Source organism: Polaromonas sp. P1_F2 (genome assembly GCF_056405735.1).
In genome coordinates this window covers 21,144-44,516 of record NZ_JBFUBN010000016.1, presented here as the reverse complement: position 1 = coordinate 44,516, position 23,373 = coordinate 21,144, and the positions used below count along the sequence as shown (strand labels likewise).

The window sequence follows — 23,373 nt, the reverse complement described above, 5'->3', positions numbered from 1 at the left end:
GGGCCGGTATGCGCCCGGCGGGGGACCATGAAGTTTTGTGAAGTAGTGTGATGACCGTTGCTCTGACCGCCAGCCCTGACTCTCCTTCCGCCGCCGGACCGGCTGCACCGGGCGCGTCGGGCTATTCCCGCTTCGTCCAGCGCGTTCGCCGCCGCTATGCCGAATGGCTCGCACTGTTGCCTCCCGGTGCGCCGGTGCGCGCGGGCATGCAGCTCGCCCTGGACGCACTGCTGGCGCAGGGCCTGGAAACCGGCGCCGCCTTGCGCGTGCTGCGCCAGCTGGTCATGGAGAGGCTGGTGGTGCTCGATTGCGACGGCCCCTGCGAAGATCAGGCGCCATTGAAGGTCGTGACCTGCGCCATGACCGAACTGGCGGAACTCGCCCTCGATGTCGCGATGCGGGATTCAGCCCGCATGCTCGATGCGCAGCACGGCGCCCCGCAAGGCCCCGGCGAGGAGCGCGCCCGGATGTGGGTCGTCGGCATGGGCAAGCTGGGGGCGCGCGAACTCAATGTCTCCAGCGACATCGACCTGATCTACGTCTACGACCACGACGGTGAAACCGCCGGGCGCGCCGACGGGCGCGGCCAGATATCGAACCACGAATATTTCGCGCACCAGGTCAAGGCGGTCTTCAGCCTGATCGGCGACGCCACCGAGCATGGCTTTGTGTTCCGGGTGGACCTGGCGCTCAGGCCCAACGGCAATTCCGGGCCGGCCGCCGTCTCGCTCAGCGCGCTGGAAGAATACTTCCAGGCGCAGGGCCGCGAATGGGAGCGTTTTGCCTGGCTCAAGAGCCGGGTGGTGGCGCCGCTGGAATGCATACAGAGCGGCTCCGCCCAGGCCCTGCGCGGCTCGGTACTGCCCTTCGTGTTCCGGCGCTATCTCGACTACAACGTGTTCGACGCGCTGCGCACTCTGCACCGGCAGATCCGCGAGCACGCGGCCAAGCGCTGCGCCGGCCATCCCGAGCGCGCCAATGACGTCAAGATGTCGCGCGGCGGCATACGCGAAATTGAATTCACCGTGCAGCTGCTGCAGGTGGTGCGCGGCGGCCAGTTTCCGGAATTGCGCACCCGCCCCACCGTCGACGCCCTGCAGCGCGTGGCCCGCGCGGGCCTGATGCCGCAGGAAACGGCCGACGCGCTGGCGCGGGCCTACGATTTCCTGCGCCGGGTGGAGCACCGCATCCAGTACCTGGATGACCAGCAGACCCATGTGCTGCCGACGCGCGACGACGACCTGGCCTGGATCGCGGACACGCTGGGCTACGGCAACTGCTGCCCCTTCCTCAGCGAACTCGACGCACACCGCGAACTGGTGGCCGGCGAGTTCGACAAGCTGCTGGGCGGCAAACCCGACTGCAAAGGCTGCGGCGGCAAGGCCAAGGCCCCGCCCCAGCAACTCGACGACCTGCTGGAGCAGCTTTCCGAACAATGGCCCGAGCAGTTCCGCGCCCGCCTGGCGCTGTGGCGCCAGCATCCCCGGGTGTTGGCCCTGCGTGAGGATTCGCGCGCGCGCCTGACGCGGCTGGTGCAGCGCACCGCGGCCTGGCTGGCCGAGGGCGCGGTGACCGAAGAAGCGGCGGTGCGCATCATCGACTGGATAGAGCCCCTGCTCAGGCGGGAGAGCTACCTGGCGCTTCTGCTGGAACGCCCGGCCGTGCATGAGCGCCTGCTGCGCCTGCTGGGCGCGGCCAAGTGGCCCGCGCGCTATTTGCTGCAGCACCCCGGCGTGATCGACGAGCTGGCCAGCGACGAGCTGCTCAAGGAACGATTTGACGGCGCGGCCTTCGCCCGCGACGTGGAACAGCGGCTGGCGGCCCTGCGCAGCACCGGCGAGGACGACGAGGAAACCTGCCTGAACCTGCTGCGCCGCGCCCATCACGCGGAGGTCTTCCGCACGCTGGCGCGCGACCTCGAAGGCGTGCTCACGGTCGAGCAGGTGGCCGACGACCTGAGCGCGCTGGCCGAAGCCGTGCTGGACATCACCACCCGCTGGTGCTGGCAGCGCCTGAAAAACCGGCACCGCGAGACGCCGCAGTTCGCCATCATTGCCTACGGCAAGCTGGGCGGCAAGGAACTGGGCTACGGCAGCGACCTGGACATCGTCTTCGTCTACGAGGACGAGGATGAGCGCGCCCCGGAGGTCTATGCGGCCTTCGTGCGCAAGCTGATCAACTGGCTGACCATCAAGACCGGCGAAGGCGACCTGTTCGAAATCGACACGGCCCTGCGCCCCAACGGCAATTCGGGCTTGCTGGTCACCAGCTTCGAGGCCTATACCCGCTACCAGCAGCAGCGCGGCAGCAACACCGCTTGGACCTGGGAACACCAGGCCATGACGCGCGCGCGCTGCGTACTCGGCGGCGATGCGCTGCGGCAGCGCTTCGACCAGGTGCGCGAAACCGTCATCACGGCCCCGCGCGACACCGTGGCGCTGCGCGGCGAAATTGTCGCCATGCGCGAGAAGGTGCGCAGCGCGCGCCCGGTGCGGGGCGACAAATTCGACGTGAAGCACAGCCCCGGCGGCATGGTGGACGCCGAGTTCGCGGTGCAGTTCCTGGTGCTGTCCGAGTCCGCGCGGCATCCGGAGCTGATCTCCAACGTGGGCAACATTTCCCTGCTGCAGCGCGCCGAGGCCGCTGGCCTGCTGCCGGCCGGCGTGGGCCAGCGCGCCGCCGCCGCGTACCGCGAACTGCGCCGCGTCCAGCACCACGCGCGCCTCAACGAGGAGCCGACCCAGGTCAGCCCACCGGCGCTCCAGGCCGAGTGCGACGCCATCCGGCAACTGTGGATTTCCACCTTCAAATCAAACGACTGATTTAATTCAATCATTTGTTTGATTCATGTGCTTTAATGCGGGCACATGAATGCCGTTCCTCGCCCCAAAACAACCTCGCGCGCCGCCGGCCCTGAAGGCGAAGCCCGCAAGCAGCGCTCGGACGGTGCCCACGCCAGGACACACCTGCTGCACACGGCGTTGCGCCTGTTCTCCGAAAAGGGCTTTGCCAAGACCTCGATACGCGACATCGCCCAGGCCGCGGGCGCCAACGTGGCGGCCGTCAGCTATTACTTCGGCGACAAGGCCGGGCTCTACCGCGCCGTGTTCACCGAGCCGCTGGGCAGCGCGCGCGACGACATCGCGCTGTACAACCAGCCACATTTCACGCTGCGCCAGTCGCTGGAGGGATTTTTCTCGGGTTTCCTTGAGCCCTTGCGCCAGGGGGAACTGGTGCAGCTGTCGACGCGGCTGCACTTTCGCGAGATGCTGGAGCCCACCGGGCTCTGGGCCGAAGAAATCGACAAGGGCATCAAGCCCGCGCACGCGGCCCTAGTGACGGTGCTGTGCCGCCACCTGGGGCTCACCAAAGCCGACGACGAGGTGCACCGGCTGGCGTTTTCCATCACCGGCCTGGCGATCCACATGTTCATCAGCCGCGAGGTGGTGGACGCGATCCGGCCCCAGCTGTTCGGCGCACCCGACGCGGTGGGGCAATGGGCCGAAAGCCTGGTGGCTTACGCTGAAGCCATGGTCGCCGTCGAAACAGCGCGCCGAAAACACCTTCCCGACCATCCCGCGGCCGGCACGCCGCGCCTGAAAACCGCAAGCCATGAAAAAACCTGATTTCCGGCGCAAGCCATCCCGCCTGCCGGCGCTGGGGCTTCTGGCCGCCTGCGCGCTGCTGCTGGCCGGGTGCGCCACCGACCTTTCCCCCTACCGCATGCCGGCCGCGCCCATTCCCACGCAGTGGCAGGCGCCCCTGCCCGCCGCGGCGCCGGGCACCACCGCGGCCTTGCCCCATGACGGCACCCTGGCCGGGCTGTCCCGGTGGTGGGGGCAGCAGAACGACCCCTTGCTTGTCGAGTTGATCATGGCGGCGGAAGCGGTCAGCCCCAGCGTGTCGACGGCGCGCTCCAATATCGAGCAGGCGCGGGCTTCACGCGTGGCCTCGGATGCGGCGATGCTGCCCACTCTGGATGCCGTGGCCAGTGCGAGCCGCGGACGCTCGGCACCGGTGAACCGTGCGGTACCGCCGATTGCCACGACCCTGGAGGCGGGCCTGCAGGCATCCTGGGAAATCGACCTGTTCGGCCAGTACGCGGCCAGCCGCGATGCCGACCAGCACCGCTTTGAAGGCGCCCAGGCGACCTGGCATGCCGCGCGCGTGTCCATGGCCGCCGAAGTCGCGACGCAGTACTACAGCCTGCGCGCCTGCGAAAAACTGCTGGAGGTCGCGCGCGCCGACGCCGCCTCGCGGGCCGAAACCTCGCGGCTCGCGGACCTGAGCACCAAGGCCGGCTTCCAGGCGCCCGCCACTGCGGCCTTGGCCCGGGCCAGCGCCGCGGAAGGGCATGGCAACGCCATCCAGCAGCGCACGCTTTGCGACCTGGACATCAAGGCGCTGGTGGCGCTCACCGCGATCGACGAGCCCGCGCTGCGGCAAAAGCTGGCCGGCGCGCCCGTCGACCTGACGCAGGAGTCCATGGCGCCGGTGATCAGCGTGCCCGCCGAGGTGCTGGCCCAGCGGCCCGACATCTTCAATGCGGCGCGCGAGGTGGATGCGGCCCACCTGGAAGTGGGCAGCGCCCGCGCGCAACGCTTTCCGCGGCTGAGCCTCAGCGGCTCGGTCTTCACTACCAAGTCCCGCACCAGCGCCTCGACGCAACGTTTCGACACCTGGACGGTCGGGCCGCTGCAGCTGACGGTACCGCTGTTTGACGGCGGCGCCAGCGAAGCCAACGTCGAAGCCGCCAAGGCGCGCTACGAGGACGCCGCGGCCCAGTACCGCGCCAGCGTGCGCAAAGCCGTGCAGGAGGTGGAGGAAGCGCTGGTCAAGCTGCAGAGCACCGCCGAACGCAACGAGGATGCGCGGGTCGCCGCGCAGGGCTATCGCGCCTCCTTCACCGGCACCGAAGCCCGCTACAAGAGCGGGCTGGCCAGCCTGGTCGAACTCGAGGACGCGCGCCGCACGCTGCTGGCCGCGCAAAGCAATGTGGTGACGCTGCAGCGCGAGCGACGCAGCGCCTGGGTCGCGCTGTACCGCGCACTGGGCGGCGGCTGGACCACCACCGAGCCGCCGGTGCCGCCCCTGGCCTCGGAGGTCTCCGCTCCCTTCACGCCCGCCGCCATCACCGCGCCCTGAGGCCGCCATCCGATCATCCGACACCATGACTGAGCCCCTGCACACCATGCCAAAACTCAAGCCCACTCCCTTTGCCATCGCCGTGATCGCCGCTGCCGTGCTGCTTGCGGGAGGCGCCGCCTTCTTCCTCTCCAGATCGGAAGCCAAAGGCGATGTCAACCCCGAGGCCAAGCCGGCCCTGACCGTCGCCACGGCGCTGCCGCAACAAATGACCTTGCCGGTCAAGCTCAGCGCCAACGGCAACATCACGGCCTGGCAGGAAGCCGTGATCGGCTCGGAATCCAACGGTCTGCGGCTTGTGCAGGTGCAGGCCAACGTCGGGGACCAGGTCAAGGCCGGGCAGGTGCTGGCCGTGTTCTCGGGCGACAGCGTGCTGGCCGACACCGCGCAGGCACGGGCCAGCCTGATCGAGGCACAGGCCACCGCGGCCGACGCCGCTGACAACGCGGCGCGCGCGCGCACCCTGGCCAGCTCCGGCGCGCTGAGCGACCAGCAGATCAACCAGTACAACACCGCCGAGCAGACCGCCAAGGCGCGTGTAGAGGCGGCCAGGGCCGTGCTCGACGCGCAGCAGCTGCGCGGCAAAAACACCCAGGTGCTGGCGCCCGACAGCGGTGTGATCTCCGCCCGCACCGCGACCGTCGGCTCGGTGGTGCCCCAGGGCACCGAGCTGTTCCGCCTGATACGCGGCGGCCGCCTCGAGTGGCGCGCGGAAGTCACCTCGGCCGAGCTGGGCCGCATCAAGGCCGGCACGACGGCCAGGGTGCTGGCCGCCAGCGGGGCCGAGCTCAAGGGCCGGGTGCGCATGATCGCCCCCAGCGTGGACCCGCAGACCCGCGCGGCGCTGGTCTACGTGGACTTGCCGGTTTCCGCCGGCATGGTGTCGCCGGCCAAGGCCGGCATGTTTGCCCGTGGAGAATTCGAGCTGGGCGAGACGCCCGCACTGACCGTACCGCAGCCGGCGCTGGTGGTGCGCGACGGTTTCAACTACCTGTTCCGGCTCAATGCCGACAACCGCATCAGCCAGCTCAAGGTGCAGACCGGCCGGCTGGCCGGAGACCGGATCGAGATCACGTCCGGCCTGGCCGCGGACGCGCGCATCATCATCAGCGGCGCGGGTTTCCTGAACGACGGCGACCTGGTCAGGGTGAGCGATGCCGTCCCGGCCTCGGCCCCCGCCAAGCCGGCGCCGGCCGCCAGCAAGTAAGGAGCAGGCCATGAATGTCTCCTCCTGGTCGATCAAGAACCCGATTCCGGCGGTCATGCTGTTTGTACTGCTGACCTTTGCCGGCATGCTGTCCTTCAAGGCGATGAAGGTGCAGAACTTTCCCGACATCGACCTGCCAACGGTATCCGTGACGGCCTCACTGCCGGGCGCGGCGCCCGCGCAGCTTGAAACCGAAGTGGCGCGAAAGCTTGAGAACTCCATCGCCACGGTGCAAGGCCTCAAGCACATCTATACCAAGGTACAGGACGGCGGGGCGACGATCACCGCCGAATTCCGGCTCGAGAAACCCGTGCAGGAAGCCGTGGATGACGTGCGCGCCGCAGTGTCCAAGGTACGCGGCGACCTGCCCGCCGACGTGCGCGAGCCGGTGGTCTCCAAGATCGACATTGCCGGCCAGCCGGTGCTGGCCTTCACCATCCGCTCGCCGCGCATGGACGACGAAGCGCTGTCCTGGTTTGTCGACAACGACATCTCGCGCAAGCTGTTGGCGGTGCGCGGCGTGGGCGCGGTCAACCGCGTGGGCGGCGTGTCGCGCGAAGTGCGCGTCGCGCTGGACCCGTCGCGGCTGCAGGCGCTGGGCGCCACGGCATCCGACATCTCGCGCCAGTTGCGCCAGGTGCAGACGGAAAGCGCCGGCGGGCGCGCCGACCTGGGCGGCAGCGAACAACCCATGCGCACCCTGGCGACAGTGAAATCGGCTGCGGAACTGGCCAGCATCGAGCTGGCACTGAGCGACGGCCGGCGCATACGCCTGGACCAGGTCGCCACCGTGACCGACACCACCGCCGAACCGCGCGCGGCGGCGCTGCTGGACGGCAAGCCCGTGGTCGGCTTTGAGGTTGCGCGCAGCCGCGGCGAAAGTGAAGTAGCGGTGGGCGCGGCCGTGCAGGCGGCGCTGGCTGAGTTGAAACAGCAGCATCCCGACGTGGAACTGGTCGAGGCCTTCAATTTCGTCAAGCCGGTGCAGGAGGAGTACGACGGCTCCATGCACCTGCTCTACGAGGGCGGCATCCTGGCGGTGCTGGTGGTGTGGCTGTTCCTGCGCGACTGGCGCGCCACCTTCGTCTCCGCGGTGGCGCTGCCGCTGTCGGTGATCCCGGCCTTCATCGGCATGCATATGCTGGGTTTTTCCATCAACGTGATCACGCTGCTGGCGCTCTCGCTGGTGATAGGCATCCTGGTGGACGATGCGATCGTCGAGGTGGAAAACATCGTGCGCCACCTGCGCATGGGGAAAACGCCCTACGAAGCCGCCATGGAAGCCGCCGATGAGATCGGCCTGGCCGTCGTGGCCACCACCTTCACGCTGATAGCGGTGTTCCTGCCGACCGCCTTCATGAGCGGCGTGGCCGGCAAGTTCTTCAAGCAGTTCGGCTGGACGGCCTCGCTGGCCGTATTCGCCTCGCTGGTGGTGGCGCGGGTGCTGACGCCGATGATGGCGGCCTACATCCTCAAGCCCGTCGTGGGCACGCACACCGACCCGGGATGGATGAAGTGGTACATGCGCGCCGCCTCCTGGTGCCTGCATCACCGCCTGAAGACCATGATCCTGGCCACGTTGTTCTTCTTCGGCTCGGTGGCCTTGATCCCGCTGCTGTCCAAGGGCTTCATTCCGCCCGACGACAACTCGCAGACCCAGGTTTACCTGGAACTGCCGCCCGGCGCGACCCTGGCCCAGACCAAGGCCTCGGCCGAGCATGCGCGCCAGCTCATCGGCAAGGTCGAGCATGTCAAGAACGTCTACACCACCATAGGCGGCGGCACCGCTGGCGGCGACCCCTTCGCCATGCAGGGCGCGGCCGAAACCCGCAAGGCCACGCTGACCGTGCTGCTCGACGAGCGCAATGACCGCCCGCGCAAGCAGGGCATCGAAAGCAAGATGCGCACGGCGCTGGAGTCCTTGCCCGGCGTGCGCAGCAAGGTCGGCCTGGGCGGCTCCGGCGAAGCCTACATGCTGGTGCTCACAGCGGAGGATGCCAATGCCCTGCAGACCGCCGCGATGGCGGTGGAAAAAGACCTGCGCACCATCCCCGGCCTGGGCAATATTTCGTCGAGCGCCAGCCTGGTGCGGCCCGAGATCGCCATCAAGCCGGACTTCGCCCGCGCCGCCGACCTGGGCGTGACCAGCGCCGCCATGGGCGAGACGCTGCGCATCGCCACGGTGGGCGACTACGAAGAATCGCTGCCCAAGCTCAACCTCTCGCAGCGCCAGGTGCCCATCGTCGTGAAACTCGACGACGCGGCGCGCAAGGACCTCAGCGTGCTCGAGCGCCTGGCTGTGCCCAGCGTCAAACCCGGCGTCGGCCCGGTCATGCTGGGGCAGGTGGCCACGCTGGAAGTCACCGGCGGGCCGGCCGTCATAGACCGCTACGACCGCTCGCGCAACGTCAAATTCGAGATCGAACTGTCGGGCCGGGCCCTGGGTGACATCACCGAAGCCGTGAAGCTGCTACCGGCCATCAAGAACCTGCCGGCGGGCGTCAAGGTAGTGGAAATCGGCGATGCCGAAGTGATGGGCGAACTGTTCGGCAGCTTTATCCTGGCCATGGCGACCGGCGTGCTCTGCATCTACATCGTGCTGGTGCTGCTGTTCAAGGACTTCCTGCATCCGGTGACCATCCTGGCGGCCCTGCCGTTGTCCCTGGGCGGCGCCTTCGTCGGCCTGCTGATCGCGCAAAAGAGTTTTTCCATGCCCTCGCTGATCGGCCTTGTCATGCTCATGGGCATCGCCACCAAGAACTCCATCCTGCTGGTGGAATACGCCATCGTGGCGCGGCGGGACCACAATATGTCGCGCTGGGACGCGCTGCTGGACGCTTGCCACAAGCGCGCGCGGCCCATCATCATGACCACACTGGCCATGGGCGCCGGCATGATGCCGATCGCCCTGGGCTTCGGCGCGGCCGACCCGAGCTTTCGCTCGCCGATGTCGATTGCCGTGATCGGCGGCCTGATCACCTCCACCGTGCTCAGCCTGCTGGTGGTGCCGGCGGTGTTCACCTATATCGACGACCTGGAGCACTTCATCCGGCGCACCACCAGGCGGCTGCGCGGCGAGCATGGCGATGCGGCCAAGCCGGACACCCCCGCACCGGCCGGCGAATAAAAACAACAGCGGGGCCCGGGGACACCGCAAAAGCCCGGCTAGCGTGCGATTTTGCGGATTTAGACAGTTTTACCCAATGGGGTTTTATGGCCCTGTCATTTGGGCTGGCTTATACTTACGGGCTTAGCTTTACATTTCTTCACATGTCTAAACGCGTACTGCTTTCGGGCGCAACCGGCCTGATTGGCGGCGAGTTAATGCTTCTTCTGGCCGCGCGCGGCGTCTACAGCACCGCAGTGGTGCGCGCCGCCGATTCGAACCAAGCCCGTGACCGCCTCCTGGAGCGCCTGAAAAAGAGCGTTCTGTGGAAACCCGAGTTCGCCGACATGGTATCCGCCGAGGCGGGCGATGTCATCGAGCCCAATTTTGGCCTGAGCACCGCCGTGCTTCAGTCCGCCGACGTGATCCTGCACTCGGCAGCCAGCACATCCTTCAAGCCCGGGGCAGGGGTTTACCCTATCAATCTCAAGGCGGCCGAGCATTTTTCCGCCATCCTTAAAAACCTGAACCCCTCGCAGCGCGGTTTTTTCGTGGGCACGGCCGCAGTCACCACCGAACCACGCGGCGTGATCACCGAAGACATGCCTTTCGCCGGCTATGCCAACGACTACATCCGCTCCAAGCGCGATGCCGAAACCCTGTTACGCGCCAGCGGCAACCCCTTCGTCAGCCTGCGCCCCGGCATTGTGCTGTCGCGCGGCATTGACGACGCCAAGCTCTCGCGCAACATGCTGTGGTCGATCCCCGTGATGGCCGAACTCGGGGACGTTCCTCTCGACCCGCTGGCCAGGCTCGATTTTGCGCCCGTGGACTACATTGCCGGCGCTTTCGCCGAGATGCTGCTCAAGGACGAACTTGCGCATGACTGCTATCACGTGTCAACCGGCGAAGACTCCATGACGTTCAAGGCACTGGCCGATGAACTGACGGCCACCATGCCGGGCATAGGCAAGCTGGTGATGCGGGGGCGCGATTATGTGCCGACACCCAAATTCGCCCGCCAACGCTGGATGTTCGATGCACTGCAACCCTACCTGCCTTTTTTGACAGCCGATGCGGTGTTCAGCAACGCCCGTTTGCGCGCCGAAATCGGCGCGGCGGCCATTGCGCCGGCACCCGTCAGTTATTTAGGGGAGCTCCTGGGAACGTTCAGCCTGTCGGATGCAGTCCGGCAGATGTACACCCCCTGAAGCACAAAAACAACGCCACCGCTTTTGTAAAATAACCGTGAGGCATTGAACAATGTTCAGCTGTCACGGCGATGGTGGGACAATGACGCTTTGCATACATACGTACTGGTTGGGTGATGAATTCTGATTTGATCAATCTTTTTGCCGAGACATTTGGCATCAGCGAAGAAAAACTGCTGCCCGATGCCACGCTGGAAAGCCTCGGACTGGACTCTCTGGCGGTCATCGAATTCCTCTTCCAGATCGAAGACCAGTTCGGCATCCAGATTCCCGACCAGGCCAACCCGCCACGGACGCTGGCCGAAATGGTCCAACTGATCGAGCCTTTGCTGCCATCGGGCAAGCCCGCCGCTTAAGCCCCTGGCGGGCGCCCCCAGGACCACCATGCGTCGCGTTGCCATCACGGGTCTGGGCGTCATCTCCGCCGTGGGAACCGGCACCCCTGCGTTTTTTGATTCATTGCTGTCTGCCCGCTCGGGCATCCGGACTGTCGACATTCCCTTTCCCACCGGCACCGAAAGCGTGCTGGCCGGCGCGATCGATTTTGATCCCGACCCCCACTTTTCCCGCGCCCGGCTGCTGACCATGGACCGCGTTAGCCAGTTTGCGCTGGTGGCTGGCCGCGAAGCCATGGCCCAGGCCGGTCTGGGTGACTCCGCCTCCGTGCACAAAAGCTTTGCCGCAGAGCGCTTTGGCGTGTCCCTGGGCACGGGTAGCGGCGGCGCCAGTTCCACCGACGTGGCCTACACGGCGCTGCTGGAACAAAAGGTCGCGCGCCTGCGCCCCATGACCGTCGTGCTGGCGATGAACAACGCCATCGCGGCCCACGTCTCGATGGAGTTCGGCTTGAAGGGGCCGAGCAGCACCATCTCCAATGCCTGCGCCTCGTCGGCCACCTCCATCGGCGAGGCTTTCCGGCAGATACGCCACGGCTATGCCGACGCCATGCTGGCGGGCGGCTCGGAAGCGCTGCTCAATCGCGGCACCATCAAGGCCTGGCAAGCCATGCACACGCTGGCCAGGCCCCATGCCGACGGCCCTGAAACATCCTGCCGCCCGTTTTCCGCCGACCGCAGCGGCCTGGTGCTGGCCGAAGGCGCTGCCATGCTGGTGCTGGAAGAGTGGGAAAGCGCCAAACGCCGCGGCGCCACCATCCTGGCCGAGCTCTGCGGCTACGCTTCCACCACCGACGCCCACCACCTGACGCAACCCGACGCCCAGGGCCAGGCTCGCGCCATGACGCTGGCGCTGGCGGATGCGCAGCTGCAGGCCTCCGACATCGGTTACCTCAATGCCCACGGCACCGCCACCGAGGTGGGTGACGTGGTGGAAACCAGCGCCATCAAGCTGGCCTTCCAGGACCTGGCCACTCGCCTGCCCATCAGCTCCAGCAAAGGCGTGCACGGCCATGCCATGGGCGCGGCGGGCGCCATGGAATTCATTGCAAGCGTGATGGCCCTGCGCACAGGGCAACTACTGCCAACGGCCTTCCTGCACCACCCAGACCCACGCTGCGACCTGGACTACGTGGCGCTGACGCCGCGCAGCGCCAAAGGCCTGCGCGCGGTGATGTCCAATTCCTTTGCCTTCGGCGGCTCCAATGCCGTGCTGATCGCCAAATCGGCCTGATCAGGGGCCGCTCGGCGCGGCCCTGATTTTCTTCACCAGCGCAGTGGTCGAATAGCCGTCCACAAACGGGATCGCCCGGGCATCGCCGCCATAAGCCCTGACCACCGCCGTTTCAGCGAGTTTGTCCATGTCATAGTCGCCGCCCTTGACCAGCAGGTCGGGCCGCAGCTCAGTGATCAGTTCCAGCGGTGTGTCCTCGCCGAACCAGGTGACCAGGCTCACGGATTCCAGCGCCGCCATCATGATGGCGCGGTCCTGCTCGTTGTTGAGCGGCCGGTCCACCCCCTTGCCGAGCCGGCGGGCCGAAGCATCGGTATTCAAGGCCACCACCAGGCTGCCGCCCAGCGCACGCGCATGGGCCAGGTAGGTGGCATGCCCGCGATGCAGCACGTCAAACACGCCGTTGGTGAAGACGACGGGGCGGGGCAGGGCGGCCAGACGCCGCGGCGCCTCCTCGCGGGAGACGATTTTCTGTAGAAAGAGGGGGGGCTGGGGATCGCTGGGCATCCCACGACTTTAACGGAAGGCCTGGGCCACGATCTCAACCAGCAGGCCGCCGTCCAGCTGCGCGCCCACTACGGCGCGTTGCGGCCAGACGGTGCTGTCGTCGCCTATCCACTCGCGCCAGATAAGGTCCAACTGCTTTTTATGCTGCATGTCGACCAGAAATATCTGCACGCTGAGCAGCGCCGTGCGCGAAGCGCCCACGTGCGCCAGGTGGGCGTCAAGCATCTCCAGGGTTTGCGAAAGCTGCCCGGCGAAGTCCAGCGAGGCGTCGCTGGCGTTGGCCACCGCGAACACCTGGGCGCCGCGGGCAAGCACCCGGCTTCTGCCGCCCGCTGAACTTGGCCAACGCAGGTCCTGCATCAGGCGCCGGCGGGCGCCGGCTTGGCGGCGATGGAATCGGCGATTTCCTTGCCGATCTCTTTGCGGTAGCGGTTCAGTTCCTGGACGGTCTTGAAGCTCTGGTTCATCAGCAGGCTCAGGTTGTGCAGGATGCGCTCGACCACCTTGCCCTCCCAGACCGCGTCGAACTTGATCTGCGTGTCCAGCCAGTGCTCCAGCCATTCGGGATTGGGCAGGCGGCTCTGGATGGTGTCGCGCGGGAACAGGCTTTTGTTCACGTGCAGGTTGGTCGGGTGCAGCGCCTGCGCCGTGCGGCGGGCGCTGGCCATCAGCACGCCGACCTTGGTGAAGGCAGTCCTCGCCTCATTGCCGAAGTTGTTGATGGCGCGCTTCATATAGCGCAGGTAAGCGCCGCCGTGGCGCGCTTCGTCCTGGCTCAGCTGGGTATAGATTTGCTTGATGACGGGCTCGGTGTGCCATTCGCTGGCACGGCGGTACCAGTGGTTCAGGCGGATCTCGCCGCAAAAATGCAGCATCAGGGTTTCCAGTGCGGGCGCGGGCTCGAACTCGAAGCGGACTTCGTGCAGCTCTTTTTCCGTGGGGGCCAGGTCGGGGCGGAAACGCTTGAGGTATTCCATCAGCACCAGCGAGTGCTTTTGCTCTTCGAAGAACCATATCGACATGAAGGCCGAGAAGTCGCTGTCGTCCTTGTTGTCGCGCAGGAACATTTCCGTGGCAGGCAGCGCGGACCATTCGGTGATGGCGTTCATCTTGATGGTCTGGGCCTGCTCGTCGGTCAGCTTGGCGGGATCGAAGCTGGCCCATGGAATGTCTTTGTCCATGTCCCAACGGACAGACTCAAGCTGTTTGAACAGTTCGGGGTAAAGCATTGAGAACTCCTTCGCAATCGAATTCGCAGATAAATCTGCCTTGGATGCCTGCTGTCGCATCCTGGGTACTAGACTGATTTTAGGCGGCTAATGTGACAACTTGCGATTTGTCGGCAATTTACCGGCAAATCAGGCAATTTCGCGGTCCATTCCGGCATGTTGGCCTACTCAAGCGCTGTTTCACTGCACGTTTTCAAACCCCAAGCAAGACAAAATCCGGCAAGCGCCGCAGTGCGTACCTTCAGAAGGCATGCCCCATGCCGGTACTTGTGCCGCAAACCGAACACCGCCAGAATGAAACGCGCCGTCCACCCAAAGCCCGAGAGTTTAACCATGCCAGCCTCCAAGCCCCGAATCCTCCTGCTGGGCATGTTCTATTGCGGCGCCTTGCTTGCAGCTTCGCCAGCCACGCAGGCCGCCCCGGCCAGCCCGGCCAGCCCGGCACCTGTCACCTGCACCGGTCTTTTGCAACAAACCTTTTTGCGCCTGCAGGACGAAAAACCCCAGTCCCTGTGCCAATACAGCGGAAAAGTGGTGGTCGTGGTCAACACCGCCAGCTTCTGCGGCTTCACGCCGCAGTACCAGGGGCTGGAGGCACTCCACGCCAAATACAAGGATCGAGGCCTGGTGGTGCTGGGCTTTCCTTCCAACGATTTTTCGCAGGAAACCGGCAGCAACAAGGAGATCGCGGACTTCTGCGAGAACACCTTCGGGGTGAAATTCCCCATGTTCACCAAAACCAGCGTGACCGGCAAAGACGCCAACCCGCTTTTCAAGCAGCTGTCGGCCAAAACCGGCACCACGCCGCGCTGGAACTTCTACAAATACGTGATCGCCCGGGACGGTATCAGCGTCACCAGCTTCAACTCCAGGGACGACCCGTCCGGCCAGCCTTTTCTCAAAGAGATTGAAAAGCAGCTTGCGGCCCCCTGACGAGGCGGCGAAGCCGTCAGCCATTCGGCAGAGCCGCCTTGCCTCTGCCTCGTTAACAAAAATTTACCTGGCAAACCATGTGCCTGGGGAACTACCGGGCCCTCGTGCGCTCATACTTACGTATGCGCAATTTGCTCTCGCAAGAGACAAGCGGCGCAGACCAAAACAGTTTCATTGTTGCGAAGCCTTCTGAGCCGTCCAGGTTCAGCTGCAATCCCGGGGCGCTCCTCCTCCTCCCTCCCTCCCTCGTTCGCGCCGGGGCGCTTCGCAGCATTTTTATATTCCAGCCAGCAAGGTGCCGCCCACGGGTGGGGCGCCTCTGCCTGCCGCGTTATCGGACTCCGGTATTACCGGTTTGCTGCGATACAGAACCTGCCCGGAGCCGGCTATTCGCCTCGGCTCGGGTCTTCAGCATTGATCAACCGCTACGCCAGCTCAGCCCGGCGGGATCGTTTCCGCGAAGCTGGCGCGCTGCATGAGCTTGTCCTGCAGCCGGGTCAGGTTGGGGTAGAGCTCACGCCAGTTGACCTGCGTGAAACGCAGGTCAAGGTAGCCCAGTGCACAGCCAACCGCCACGTCCGAGAGGCTGAAGTGGATGCCGCTGCAGAAGGCCTTGTCGCCCAGGCCGGTGCTCATGGCCTTGAGGGTGGCGTCTATCTTGCCCATTTGCCGGTCAATCCAGGCGTCGCTGCGCTGCTTGGCGCCGCGGCCGCTCCAGGTAGCCTCCAGACGCGCCAGGATGGCGGCGTCGACTAGGCCATCGGCCAGGGCTTCCCAGGTCTTGACTTCGGCGCGCTCGCGGCCCTGGGAGGGAATCAGCTTGCCGACAGGCGACAAGGTGTCCAGGTATTCGACGATCACGCGAGAGTCGAACACGGCTTCGCCGCCTTCCATGACCAGGCAAGGCACCTTGCCCAGGGGATTGGACGCGGTGATGGTGGTGTTCGCCGCCCAGACATCTTCCAGGATGAACTGGAAGTCGAGTTTTTTCTCGGCCATCACTATGCGCACTTTGCGCACATAGGGGCTGGTGGCGGAGCCAATGAGTTTCATGATGGTGTGAGATCGTGGTCCGAGGGAAGTGCATTCTATCGAGTAAGCCCAGCCCCGGGCTGACAGGTTCCCCCAAACGTCGCAAATCTGGACAGTCCCGCGAGCCGGCCCGGGGCGCGCCCTACAATTGGAGGATGAGCTCTTCCACCCCGTTTTCCACCATCAACGCCCTGTCCCCGCTGGACGGCCGCTACGCCGGCAAACTCGCCCAATTACGTCCCCTGATGTCCGAGCAGGGCTATATGCACCGCCGCGTCCAGGTGGAAGTAGCGTGGTTCATCGCGCTGTCCGACGCCAAATTCGCCGAATTCAAGCCGCTGAGCCCCGGCGCCCGCACCTATTTGCTGGGCCTGGTCAAGAATTTCTCGGAAACCGATGCCGCAGCCATCAAAGAGATTGAAAAAACCACCAACCATGATGTGAAAGCCGTCGAATACTGGATCAAATCCAAATTCGAGGCCAGGCCTGAGCTCAAGGGCGCCAGCGAATTTGTGCATTTCGCCTGCACCAGCGAAGACATCAACAACACCAGCCACGCGCTGCAGCTCAAAAGCGGCCGCGACCTGGTCGTGCTGCCGGCGCTTGACAAGGTAATTACCCAGTTGCGCGACATGGCCCACCTGTTTGCTGGCGAGCCCATGCTCAGCCGCACGCACGGCCAGACCGCCAGCCCGACCACCGTCGGCAAGGAAATCGCCAACGTCGTGGTGCGCCTGGCCAATGCGCGCGAGAAAATCGCCGCCGTCAAGCTGATGGGCAAGATGAACGGCGCCGTGGGCAACTACAACGCCCACCTCTCGGCCTGGCCCGATTTCGACTGGGAAGCCTTCAGCCGCAGCGTGATCGAAACGCCCGAGCCGCTGGGCCTGGGCCTGACTTTCCAGCCCTACAGCATCCAGATCGAGCCGCACGACTACATGGCCGAACTGTTCGACGCGGTAGCTCGCGCCAATACCATCCTGATCGACCTGGCCCGCGATATCTGGGGCTACGTCAGCGTGGGCTACTTCAAGCAGCGCTTGAAGGACGGCGAGATCGGCTCGTCCACCATGCCGCACAAAGTCAACCCCATCGACTTTGAAAATGCCGAAGGCAACCTGGGACTGGCCAATGCGCTGCTGCGCCACATGAGCGAAAAACTCCCGATCTCCCGCTGGCAGCGCGATCTGACCGACTCCACCGTGCTGCGCAACATGGGCGTGGCCCTGGGTTACGCCGTGCTGGCCTACAACTCGCTGAGCGTGGGCCTGAACAAGCTCGAACTGAACCGCGAAGCGCTCAGCGATGACCTCAACAACTCCTGGGAAGTGCTGGCCGAACCCATACAGACCGTGATGCGCCGTTACGGCGTACAAGGCGCCTATGAAAAGCTCAAGGAAGTCACGCGCGGCAAAACCGTGAAAGCCGAAGACCTGCATGCGCTGATCCGCTCGCTGGAGATTCCCGAGGCCGAAAAAACCCGCTTGCTGGCCATGACGCCGGGCAGCTACGTCGGCCTGGCGGCCGAGCTGGCTAAACGGGTCTAGCCGGGCGCTGCAGGTCGCGCCGGCATGTCGGCGCCGCACTGCCAGCACTGCTCGAAACCGCCTTCCACTGTCTCGCCGCAGGCGCACAGCCAGCGCCGCTGCGGCATGTTCTGCAAGCTGTGCAGCAGTTCCTTCGCCTGCGCCTCTTCGTGGTCGTGGGTGAGCCAGACTTCAGGCAAGCACTGGTCGGGCGGCAGTTCGCCGGCCACGCTGCTCAGGAAGTAACGCTGCACGCTGGCGGCAAAGCCGGCCTGCCGCAAGGCATCCACCCATAGTGCGGCAATGGCGATATTGGGAGCGCGGGCCAATCTGAGCATGCCGCCAGTGTAGCCCGCCCTGCCGTTGATCGCTACTAAATTGATAGCTGAAGGTTCAGGGCGGCTCGTCGGAAGAGGCCGGTGTCTTGCTTTCCAGCGCCCGGTCCGCGTAGCGGCCAAAGCGCCAGGCCGTCGCTTCCTGCGTGATACGCCGCCAGGTGGTGCGCTTTTCACCGGGCGTCATTTCGGGCCAGCGCTGCACCTCGTCGAAAGTGCGGCCGCAGCCCTTGCACAGGGCGTCGCCCTGGCTGGTCGAACAGATCGCGATGCAGGGCGTGTCGGCTGTCGTGTCGTACCAGGTGCGCCAGGCTGCGAGCGCCTTGGGCGGGAAAGTTTTTTCGTCTGCTTCGTCCTCATGGTAAAAAACCATGAGGGCATAGACCTCGGCCAGCGCGCGCAATTCAGGCGCCAGCGTCACGCCGTCCGGCGAGGGCTTTTTGTCGCGCCAGTAATTGATGGCGGCTTCGATATCGGTGATGTGGATGCCGGGCATGGGAATAAAGTACCAAATTAGGTGGCTGGCCGCGCCAAATGAGAAGGATGCGCGAAGCCGCAGGGCCGGGCCGTTCATTATCGGGCAGACGGCAAAATAGCTTTTCCGACGCGGATTTAGCCGCGATCAGGGAAGATGCTGGCGACTTGCAAAAAATCCATTTTTATTGTCAAATATCCAGACGAAGGGGAGTAACTCCCTCGTTTTGCTGCAATATTCGATAACAGACACCACAGCAAAATCGCTAACAACAAGTCGTCATTACGAAGTTCACACTTCCGGCTTGTTGGGCATGCAGCGACACTGCATGTCGAGCCAGACCTTCGATTGAAACCTGAACAGGTTTGATCGAGGCGTTCGCGGCACCAGTTCCCCCTGACCCGAACCACCCACAGGCCTTTTCCGGTTTCACGAATCCGGAAATCCGTTCATTCGGATTTCCAAGTCGAAACTTGACATGGAGTGTGAGCTTGGAACTATTTACCGCCCCCTGGTGGTCTGCCCTTTTGGCGATCATCCTCATTGACCTGGTGCTCGCCGGCGACAACGCCATCGTGATCGCCCTGGCCGCGCGCAACCTGCCGTCCCACTTGCAGAAAAAAGCCATCGTCTGGGGCACCGTGGGCGCCATCGTGGTCCGCTCTGCCATGACCGTCGGCGTGGTATGGCTGCTGAAAATCCCCGGCCTGATGCTGGTAGGCGGCCTGGGGCTGCTGTGGATCGCCTACAAGCTATTAGCCGACCAGGGCGACAAGGAACACGACGGGCCCGTCGCCAGCACTTTCTGGGGCGCCATGAAAACCATTGTGGTGGCCGACGCCCTGATGGGCATCGACAACGTGCTGGGCGTCGCCGGCGCCGCGCACGGCTCCTTCGACCTGGTCGTCATCGGCCTGCTGGTGAGCATCCCCATCGTTGTCTTCGGTAGCACCATGGTCCTCAAGCTGGTGGAGCGCTTCCCCATCATCATCAACCTGGGCGCCGCCGTGCTGGCCTTCACCGCCGCCAAGATGGTCGTGAGCGAGCAGTTGCTGGACCCGATCTACGGCGGCCCGAATACGCTGCCTTCGGCCGAAAACCTGCACACGGCCGCCCAATGGATTACTTACGCGGTGGCGGTGGCCGGCGTGCTGGGCGCGGGCTGGTGGGCCACCCGGCGCAACCGCTCGACCCGCGACGCGGACCTGATCCCCCACTGAAACCGGCAACCCGTCACCCGCAAGCTTTCTAAAACGACGACAACTCAAGGAGAACTCCATGGACAACATCATCGTGTACGTTGACGACGCCGCATATGCCCTGCAAATGCTGCAACCCATGCTGCCCGCCGGCGCCCCCCGCAACCCGACCCGCTGGATCGTGGTCGGCTGCGCCCCCCGGGTGACGCACCGCGTCAGCAAATGGGTGACGCACAGCGCGCGCGAAAGCTGGCGCGGCAAGTGGGCGGAAAAAGTCTTCGCCCAGCTGATGCCCGTGCTGGAAAAAGAGGGTGACACGGTGCTGACCCAGCTGGCGCAAACCACCTTGATCAGCCAGACGGAATCCCTGATCAAGCAGCACGGCGCCGCGCGCGTGCTGGATGCGCGCCGGCCGAAGTTCGGCCAGGACATGCAGCCCGTGACAGCCTCCCAGGCCCAGGAAAGCCACGGCGTGCTGGGCTATGCCACGGCGCTGGCCAGCGCCGGATTGCTGGTGGCGACCGACTGATCGGGGGCCATCACCCCATTGCCAATGCGCTCCCAGGGGCGCATTTTCTTTGAGCGACTCGATGGTATTCTTCGGCCATGAAACTCATCCTCAAATGGCTTTTCAGTGCGGCCGCCCTGCTGGCGGTCGCGTATTTGTATTCGGGTGTGGTGGTGAGCAGCTTTACCGGTGCGCTGATTGCGGCCGCCGTGCTGGGCGCGCTCAACATGGTGGTACGCCCCATCCTCGTACTGCTGACGCTGCCCGTGACGCTGGTGACGCTGGGGCTTTTCCTTTTCGTCGTCAACGCGCTCATGTTCTGGGCTGCTGCCAGCCTCACCAGCAGCCTGAACGTCGCCGGTTTTGGCGCCGCGCTGATAGGCTCGCTGATTTATTCGGTGCTGCAGCTAGTGATCGACTTTGTCCTGGAGCGCCTGTTCCTTGATAAGTGATTCCGTCTGGCGCGTTCGCGTGTCGAGGATGGAGCCTTCCACGTAATCCGAGCTGCCGGGATTGCTGCGCATCAGGCCCTGTGCTGCCTTGAAGCGGTCCAGCGCCGCCGGATAGTCCAGTTGCGCCGCGCGGCTTTCCGCATCGGCGCGAATCGCGCGCACATTCTGGTTCTGGTTGCCATAAGCCACGGCAAGCAACTGCCAGGCGGTCGCATCCTTGGGGTGGGCCGCCACCCAGGTCTGCAGCCGGCCGGACACATCCTGGGCCCGCTGCGCCGCCAGCAGCGAACGAGCCTGGGTCAGGACCTCCGCGCGCGACGTGGCTTTTGAAATATCGACGCTTGCGGCCGTCGCCGGGACGACACCGGCCAGCAGGTCGATGTCGACGGCCAGCAAATCCGCGGCACTCGCCGCTTGGGGCGCCTCCGCGACGAACGGCCGGAGTTTTGCCAGCAAGGTTCGGGCGCCGGCGAAATCGCGCAGCTGCGACGCCGCATAAGCGCCGGCGTACACAGCACCGACATCGCGCACGTTTTCCGCCGAAGCCGGTGCCTGCATGACCAGTGGCGAAGTGCGGCGCTGGGCCTCCGTCACCATGGACCGCAGCGCATCCACGCCCGGCGCCGCCAGGATGCGCGCGCGCGAGGCCATCATGGCGTGCAGCACACGGGCCTTGCCGGCTTCGACCAATTTTTCTCGCGATGGCTTTTCGGCCTCCATGGAGGCCAGTTGCACACGCGCCTGCGCCGCGGCGATCCGTTCGGTCGTCAGCGGGTGGGAGCGCAAATAGGGGAAGGAGCCGTTATCGTTCAGGCGTGAGGCCTGCTGCAGCTTTTCAAACATGGCGGTCATGCCGCGGCTTTCAAAACCGGCATCGGTCATGACGCCGAAACCGATACGGTCCGCCTCCCTTTCCATGTCCCTGGAAAAATTGAGCTGGTTTTGCACCGCAACCGCCTGGCCACCCACGATGGCGGCGCTGGCGGCATCGCCGTTTTTCCCGGCCGCCAGTGCGCCCAGGACCATGGCGGCGATCATCCACGGCGTCTGGCGCGACTGCTGCGTCAGCATGCGCGAAATATGCCGCTGCGTAACGTGGCTGATTTCATGGCCGAGCACGGCGGCCATTTCGTCCGCGCTGCCGACCGCGGCAATCAGGCCCAGGTGCACACCAAAATAACCGCCGGGCAGGGCGAAGGCATTGATGCTGCGGTCCCGGATCAGGAACACCTGCCAGGCAAAGCGCTCCTCAAGCTCCACATGCAATTCACCGCGCGTACGTGCCGCGGCGACCAGCGGCAGCCAGAGGCTTTGCACATAGTCGACCAGCACCGGGTCGTCGATGTAGTCCGGGTCCCGGTAAATGCTGGCGGCGATGCGGTCGCCGATACGGCGCTCCGCGGCGGCGGCCAGCTCGGACGTTTCACCCAGCGAAGGAAGGGAGCCCGTCGCGGCGCCGGGCGCGCTGGCGGGCGCCTGGGCTAGAGAGAAGTTGGCCAAGGCCACCCACGCGAGAACACCCAGCGCCAATCGGCCCAGCATCCGGCCTTGCCTTGGCGGCCGCCCGTGTTCAGAACGAATCGATGGGTACAAAAGCAATGACCTTTGCGGTGTTGGTGTCCAGCAGGACCGTCCAGAATGTTTTCCGCCCCACCATGGGGATGTAGCCTATGGGCCCGGCCTTACCGCTACCGCCGGAGGCCGATTTCAGCGCCGCGTCAATTTCACCGGCCTTATCCGGAAAGCGCTTTTTAAGCTCCTCCAGCGGCCGGACGCGGGCCAGAACCTGGGACTTGCCTTGATCGTAGCGCTGCCAGAACCCGGGACGCGCGCCCAGCGGCAATCCCGCTAAAGCATCAAGGGTGGCGTCAGAGCGCTCCTTGTCGTCCTTGAATTCGCGTACCGACAGAAGCGTCGGCCCCGTCAACGGCAGCGTGTCCAAGCCCGCCGGCGCCCGCGCCAACTCGTCCGCGGGCACCTCGATGGCATGAACTGCCCTGAAACGGTCTATTTCAAACACCAGGTGCACCGGACGCACCACGGCAACCGTCCATAAGCCGTAGGCCAGCGCGGCGAGTTGGAACAAACCGATCACCGTCAGGTCGCGACGCAGTACTGCGGAGCCCTTTTTAACATTGAACACCGCCAATGTCAGCAGGGGGCCCATGACCACATCAACGGCCACCACGATCATGAATAATTCGCGGCCGCCCGAGATTTCCCGGTAAGGATAGGGGTACCAGACTGCAAAAACCAGCGTGGCGGCAAGAGCCGCAATCGCTACGCTGATACCAAAATGCACGCCCGCCGCCAGCAGACGGCTCTGGAGAGGACTCTGATTCACAAACATGGTCTTATGATGAGGGACCGTTGTAAAGGTTTCGTAAAAGCATGGCTTCCCCTCCCGTACTCACCCACTTTGACGGCCAAGGCCAGGCCCATATGGTTGACGTGGCGGGCAAGGCGGCTACACACCGTGTCGCCATTGCGCAGGGCCGTATCGTAATGAATTCGGCGACGCTGTCCATCATTCTCCAGGGTAACGCCAAAAAGGGGGACGTGCTGGGCATCGCGCGCGTCGCCGGCATCATGGCCGCCAAGAAAACCAGCGAACTGATCCCCTTGTGCCACCCGCTGGCACTGACCCGCGTGGCCATCGACTTCCTGCCGCAAGAGAGCGATTCCAGCATCACCTGCCGCGCCACCGTGGAAACCGTAGGCCCGACAGGGGTGGAAATGGAGGCACTCACGGCGGTGCAGGTGGCGCTGTTGACAATTTACGACATGTGCAAGGCGGCCGATCGCGCCATGACCATCACCGACGTAAAGCTGCTCGAAAAGCACGGCGGTAAATCCGGCAGTTTCACCAACTCCTGAGC

The 23,373-nt window shown here is 64.9% G+C and carries 22 protein-coding genes; 14 read left to right on the top strand and 8 right to left on the bottom strand.

Annotated features, from left to right (window positions below):
• The first annotated feature begins 50 nt into the window (after nt 1-50).
• The 8 genes from glnE (at nt 51) to AC1D0O_RS23240 (ending at nt 12,298) form a co-directional block, all read left to right on the top strand.
• The gene (gene glnE, locus AC1D0O_RS23275; protein WP_477655853.1) at nt 51-2,822 is read left to right on the top strand and encodes a bifunctional [glutamate--ammonia ligase]-adenylyl-L-tyrosine phosphorylase/[glutamate--ammonia-ligase] adenylyltransferase; all 2,772 of its coding nucleotides are present in this window, start codon (nt 51-53) and stop codon (nt 2,820-2,822) included.
• Between the two features lie 45 nt (nt 2,823-2,867).
• The gene (locus AC1D0O_RS23270) at nt 2,868-3,626 is read left to right on the top strand and encodes a CerR family C-terminal domain-containing protein (RefSeq protein WP_477655852.1); all 759 of its coding nucleotides are present in this window, start codon (nt 2,868-2,870) and stop codon (nt 3,624-3,626) included.
• Nucleotides 3,613-5,145, top strand: a complete 1,533-nt coding sequence (locus tag AC1D0O_RS23265) for an efflux transporter outer membrane subunit (protein ID WP_477655851.1) — start codon at nt 3,613-3,615, stop codon at nt 5,143-5,145. The genes AC1D0O_RS23270 and AC1D0O_RS23265 overlap by 14 nt, the downstream gene beginning before the upstream one ends.
• A 25-nt stretch (nt 5,146-5,170) precedes the next feature.
• Complete coding sequence (locus AC1D0O_RS23260) at nt 5,171-6,352, top strand: efflux RND transporter periplasmic adaptor subunit (protein WP_477655850.1); 1,182 nt, start codon at nt 5,171-5,173, stop codon at nt 6,350-6,352.
• Between the two features lie 10 nt (nt 6,353-6,362).
• A complete protein-coding gene (locus AC1D0O_RS23255; protein WP_477655849.1) occupies nt 6,363-9,479 on the top strand; it encodes an efflux RND transporter permease subunit in 3,117 nt (1,038 codons plus the stop codon).
• Between the two features lie 143 nt (nt 9,480-9,622).
• Nucleotides 9,623-10,669 carry an SDR family oxidoreductase gene (locus AC1D0O_RS23250; RefSeq protein ID WP_477655848.1) on the top strand — a complete coding sequence of 349 codons (1,047 nt, stop codon included), beginning with the start codon at nt 9,623-9,625 and terminating at the stop codon, nt 10,667-10,669.
• Nucleotides 10,670-10,785: 116 nt separating this feature from the next.
• Nucleotides 10,786-11,025: an acyl carrier protein gene (locus AC1D0O_RS23245; protein ID WP_411885120.1), complete on the top strand. Its 240-nt coding sequence runs from the start codon at nt 10,786-10,788 to the stop codon at nt 11,023-11,025.
• 28 nt (nt 11,026-11,053) lie between these two features.
• Nucleotides 11,054-12,298: a beta-ketoacyl-[acyl-carrier-protein] synthase family protein gene (locus AC1D0O_RS23240; protein WP_477655847.1), complete on the top strand. Its 1,245-nt coding sequence runs from the start codon at nt 11,054-11,056 to the stop codon at nt 12,296-12,298.
• Here AC1D0O_RS23240 and rfaE2 read toward each other — a convergent pair whose 3' ends face one another.
• Genes rfaE2 through AC1D0O_RS23225 form a run of 3 tightly spaced genes read right to left on the bottom strand, consistent with a single transcriptional unit; the run spans nt 12,299 to nt 14,034 of the window.
• Nucleotides 12,299-12,805 carry a D-glycero-beta-D-manno-heptose 1-phosphate adenylyltransferase gene (rfaE2, locus tag AC1D0O_RS23235; protein ID WP_477655846.1) on the bottom strand — a complete coding sequence of 169 codons (507 nt, stop codon included), beginning with the start codon at nt 12,803-12,805 and terminating at the stop codon, nt 12,299-12,301. It abuts the gene before it with no gap.
• 9 nt (nt 12,806-12,814) lie between these two features.
• Nucleotides 12,815-13,120, bottom strand: a complete 306-nt coding sequence (locus AC1D0O_RS23230; protein ID WP_477655845.1) for a Rid family hydrolase — start codon at nt 13,118-13,120, stop codon at nt 12,815-12,817.
• 44 nt (nt 13,121-13,164) lie between these two features.
• Nucleotides 13,165-14,034 (bottom strand): ferritin family protein, encoded by an 870-nt coding sequence (locus tag AC1D0O_RS23225; RefSeq protein ID WP_477655844.1) that lies wholly within the window; start codon nt 14,032-14,034, stop codon nt 13,165-13,167.
• A gap of 333 nt (nt 14,035-14,367) precedes the next feature.
• On the opposite strand from AC1D0O_RS23225, the gene AC1D0O_RS23220 reads away from it, so the two are divergent.
• Nucleotides 14,368-14,967: a glutathione peroxidase gene (locus AC1D0O_RS23220; protein ID WP_477655843.1), complete on the top strand. Its 600-nt coding sequence runs from the start codon at nt 14,368-14,370 to the stop codon at nt 14,965-14,967.
• Nucleotides 14,968-15,402: 435 nt separating this feature from the next.
• On the opposite strand, the gene AC1D0O_RS23215 is transcribed toward AC1D0O_RS23220, so the two are convergent.
• The gene (locus AC1D0O_RS23215) at nt 15,403-16,020 is read right to left on the bottom strand and encodes a glutathione S-transferase N-terminal domain-containing protein (protein ID WP_477655842.1); all 618 of its coding nucleotides are present in this window, start codon (nt 16,018-16,020) and stop codon (nt 15,403-15,405) included.
• A gap of 134 nt (nt 16,021-16,154) precedes the next feature.
• On the opposite strand from AC1D0O_RS23215, the gene purB reads away from it, so the two are divergent.
• Entirely contained in the window at nt 16,155-17,546 is a 1,392-nt protein-coding gene (gene purB, locus AC1D0O_RS23210) for an adenylosuccinate lyase (RefSeq protein WP_477655841.1), read from the top strand.
• Here purB and AC1D0O_RS23205 read toward each other — a convergent pair.
• Both AC1D0O_RS23205 and AC1D0O_RS23200 read right to left on the bottom strand, forming a co-directional pair.
• Nucleotides 17,543-17,863 (bottom strand): DUF2007 domain-containing protein, encoded by a 321-nt coding sequence (locus AC1D0O_RS23205; protein WP_477655840.1) that lies wholly within the window; start codon nt 17,861-17,863, stop codon nt 17,543-17,545. The two genes, purB and AC1D0O_RS23205, sit on opposite strands and share 4 nt — an antisense overlap.
• A 55-nt stretch (nt 17,864-17,918) precedes the next feature.
• Nucleotides 17,919-18,356, bottom strand: a complete 438-nt coding sequence (locus AC1D0O_RS23200) for a DUF3717 domain-containing protein (protein WP_477655839.1) — start codon at nt 18,354-18,356, stop codon at nt 17,919-17,921.
• Nucleotides 18,357-18,826: 470 nt separating this feature from the next.
• Between AC1D0O_RS23200 and AC1D0O_RS23195 the strand changes: the two genes are divergently transcribed.
• From AC1D0O_RS23195 to AC1D0O_RS23185, 3 genes are all read left to right on the top strand, one after another.
• Nucleotides 18,827-19,555 (top strand): TerC family protein, encoded by a 729-nt coding sequence (locus tag AC1D0O_RS23195; RefSeq protein WP_477655838.1) that lies wholly within the window; start codon nt 18,827-18,829, stop codon nt 19,553-19,555.
• Between the two features lie 58 nt (nt 19,556-19,613).
• The gene (locus AC1D0O_RS23190; protein WP_477655837.1) at nt 19,614-20,063 is read left to right on the top strand and encodes a hypothetical protein; all 450 of its coding nucleotides are present in this window, start codon (nt 19,614-19,616) and stop codon (nt 20,061-20,063) included.
• A 77-nt stretch (nt 20,064-20,140) separates the two neighbouring features.
• Nucleotides 20,141-20,494: a phage holin family protein gene (locus AC1D0O_RS23185; protein WP_477655836.1), complete on the top strand. Its 354-nt coding sequence runs from the start codon at nt 20,141-20,143 to the stop codon at nt 20,492-20,494.
• On the opposite strand, the gene AC1D0O_RS23180 is transcribed toward AC1D0O_RS23185, so the two are convergent.
• Complete coding sequence (locus AC1D0O_RS23180; protein WP_477655835.1) at nt 20,450-22,036, bottom strand: M48 family metalloprotease; 1,587 nt, start codon at nt 22,034-22,036, stop codon at nt 20,450-20,452. The two genes, AC1D0O_RS23185 and AC1D0O_RS23180, sit on opposite strands and share 45 nt — an antisense overlap.
• A 28-nt stretch (nt 22,037-22,064) precedes the next feature.
• A complete protein-coding gene (tfpZ, locus tag AC1D0O_RS23175; protein WP_477655834.1) occupies nt 22,065-22,844 on the bottom strand; it encodes a TfpX/TfpZ family type IV pilin accessory protein in 780 nt (259 codons plus the stop codon).
• A 41-nt stretch (nt 22,845-22,885) separates the two neighbouring features.
• Here tfpZ and moaC point away from each other — a divergent pair, with 41 nt between their 5' ends.
• Nucleotides 22,886-23,371 (top strand): cyclic pyranopterin monophosphate synthase MoaC, encoded by a 486-nt coding sequence (moaC, locus tag AC1D0O_RS23170; RefSeq protein ID WP_477655833.1) that lies wholly within the window; start codon nt 22,886-22,888, stop codon nt 23,369-23,371.
• Nucleotides 23,372-23,373: the final 2 nt, after the last annotated feature.

What these genes read in the sequence shown, in the direction of transcription:
- AC1D0O_RS23215 (WP_477655842.1), bottom strand. Translation starts at nt 16,020, where the DNA reads ATGAAACTCATTGGCTCCGCCACCAGCCCCTATGTGCGCAAAGTGCGC.
- AC1D0O_RS23200 (WP_477655839.1), bottom strand. Translation starts at nt 18,356, where the DNA reads ATGCCCGGCATCCACATCACCGATATCGAAGCCGCCATCAATTACTGG.
- tfpZ (WP_477655834.1), bottom strand. Translation starts at nt 22,844, where the DNA reads ATGTTTGTGAATCAGAGTCCTCTCCAGAGCCGTCTGCTGGCGGCGGGC.
- AC1D0O_RS23220 (WP_477655843.1), top strand. Translation starts at nt 14,368, where the DNA reads ATGCCAGCCTCCAAGCCCCGAATCCTCCTGCTGGGCATGTTCTATTGC.
- AC1D0O_RS23255 (WP_477655849.1), top strand. Translation starts at nt 6,363, where the DNA reads ATGAATGTCTCCTCCTGGTCGATCAAGAACCCGATTCCGGCGGTCATG.
- AC1D0O_RS23250 (WP_477655848.1), top strand. Translation starts at nt 9,623, where the DNA reads ATGTCTAAACGCGTACTGCTTTCGGGCGCAACCGGCCTGATTGGCGGC.
- moaC (WP_477655833.1), top strand. Translation starts at nt 22,886, where the DNA reads ATGGCTTCCCCTCCCGTACTCACCCACTTTGACGGCCAAGGCCAGGCC.
- AC1D0O_RS23225 (WP_477655844.1), bottom strand. Translation starts at nt 14,034, where the DNA reads ATGCTTTACCCCGAACTGTTCAAACAGCTTGAGTCTGTCCGTTGGGAC.
- AC1D0O_RS23185 (WP_477655836.1), top strand. Translation starts at nt 20,141, where the DNA reads ATGAAACTCATCCTCAAATGGCTTTTCAGTGCGGCCGCCCTGCTGGCG.
- AC1D0O_RS23240 (WP_477655847.1), top strand. Translation starts at nt 11,054, where the DNA reads ATGCGTCGCGTTGCCATCACGGGTCTGGGCGTCATCTCCGCCGTGGGA.
- AC1D0O_RS23245 (WP_411885120.1), top strand. Translation starts at nt 10,786, where the DNA reads ATGAATTCTGATTTGATCAATCTTTTTGCCGAGACATTTGGCATCAGC.
- AC1D0O_RS23270 (WP_477655852.1), top strand. Translation starts at nt 2,868, where the DNA reads ATGAATGCCGTTCCTCGCCCCAAAACAACCTCGCGCGCCGCCGGCCCT.
- AC1D0O_RS23260 (WP_477655850.1), top strand. Translation starts at nt 5,171, where the DNA reads ATGACTGAGCCCCTGCACACCATGCCAAAACTCAAGCCCACTCCCTTT.
- glnE (WP_477655853.1), top strand. Translation starts at nt 51, where the DNA reads ATGACCGTTGCTCTGACCGCCAGCCCTGACTCTCCTTCCGCCGCCGGA.
- AC1D0O_RS23265 (WP_477655851.1), top strand. Translation starts at nt 3,613, where the DNA reads ATGAAAAAACCTGATTTCCGGCGCAAGCCATCCCGCCTGCCGGCGCTG.
- rfaE2 (WP_477655846.1), bottom strand. Translation starts at nt 12,805, where the DNA reads ATGCCCAGCGATCCCCAGCCCCCCCTCTTTCTACAGAAAATCGTCTCC.
- AC1D0O_RS23205 (WP_477655840.1), bottom strand. Translation starts at nt 17,863, where the DNA reads ATGCTCAGATTGGCCCGCGCTCCCAATATCGCCATTGCCGCACTATGG.
- purB (WP_477655841.1), top strand. Translation starts at nt 16,155, where the DNA reads ATGAGCTCTTCCACCCCGTTTTCCACCATCAACGCCCTGTCCCCGCTG.
- AC1D0O_RS23190 (WP_477655837.1), top strand. Translation starts at nt 19,614, where the DNA reads ATGGACAACATCATCGTGTACGTTGACGACGCCGCATATGCCCTGCAA.
- AC1D0O_RS23180 (WP_477655835.1), bottom strand. Translation starts at nt 22,036, where the DNA reads ATGCTGGGCCGATTGGCGCTGGGTGTTCTCGCGTGGGTGGCCTTGGCC.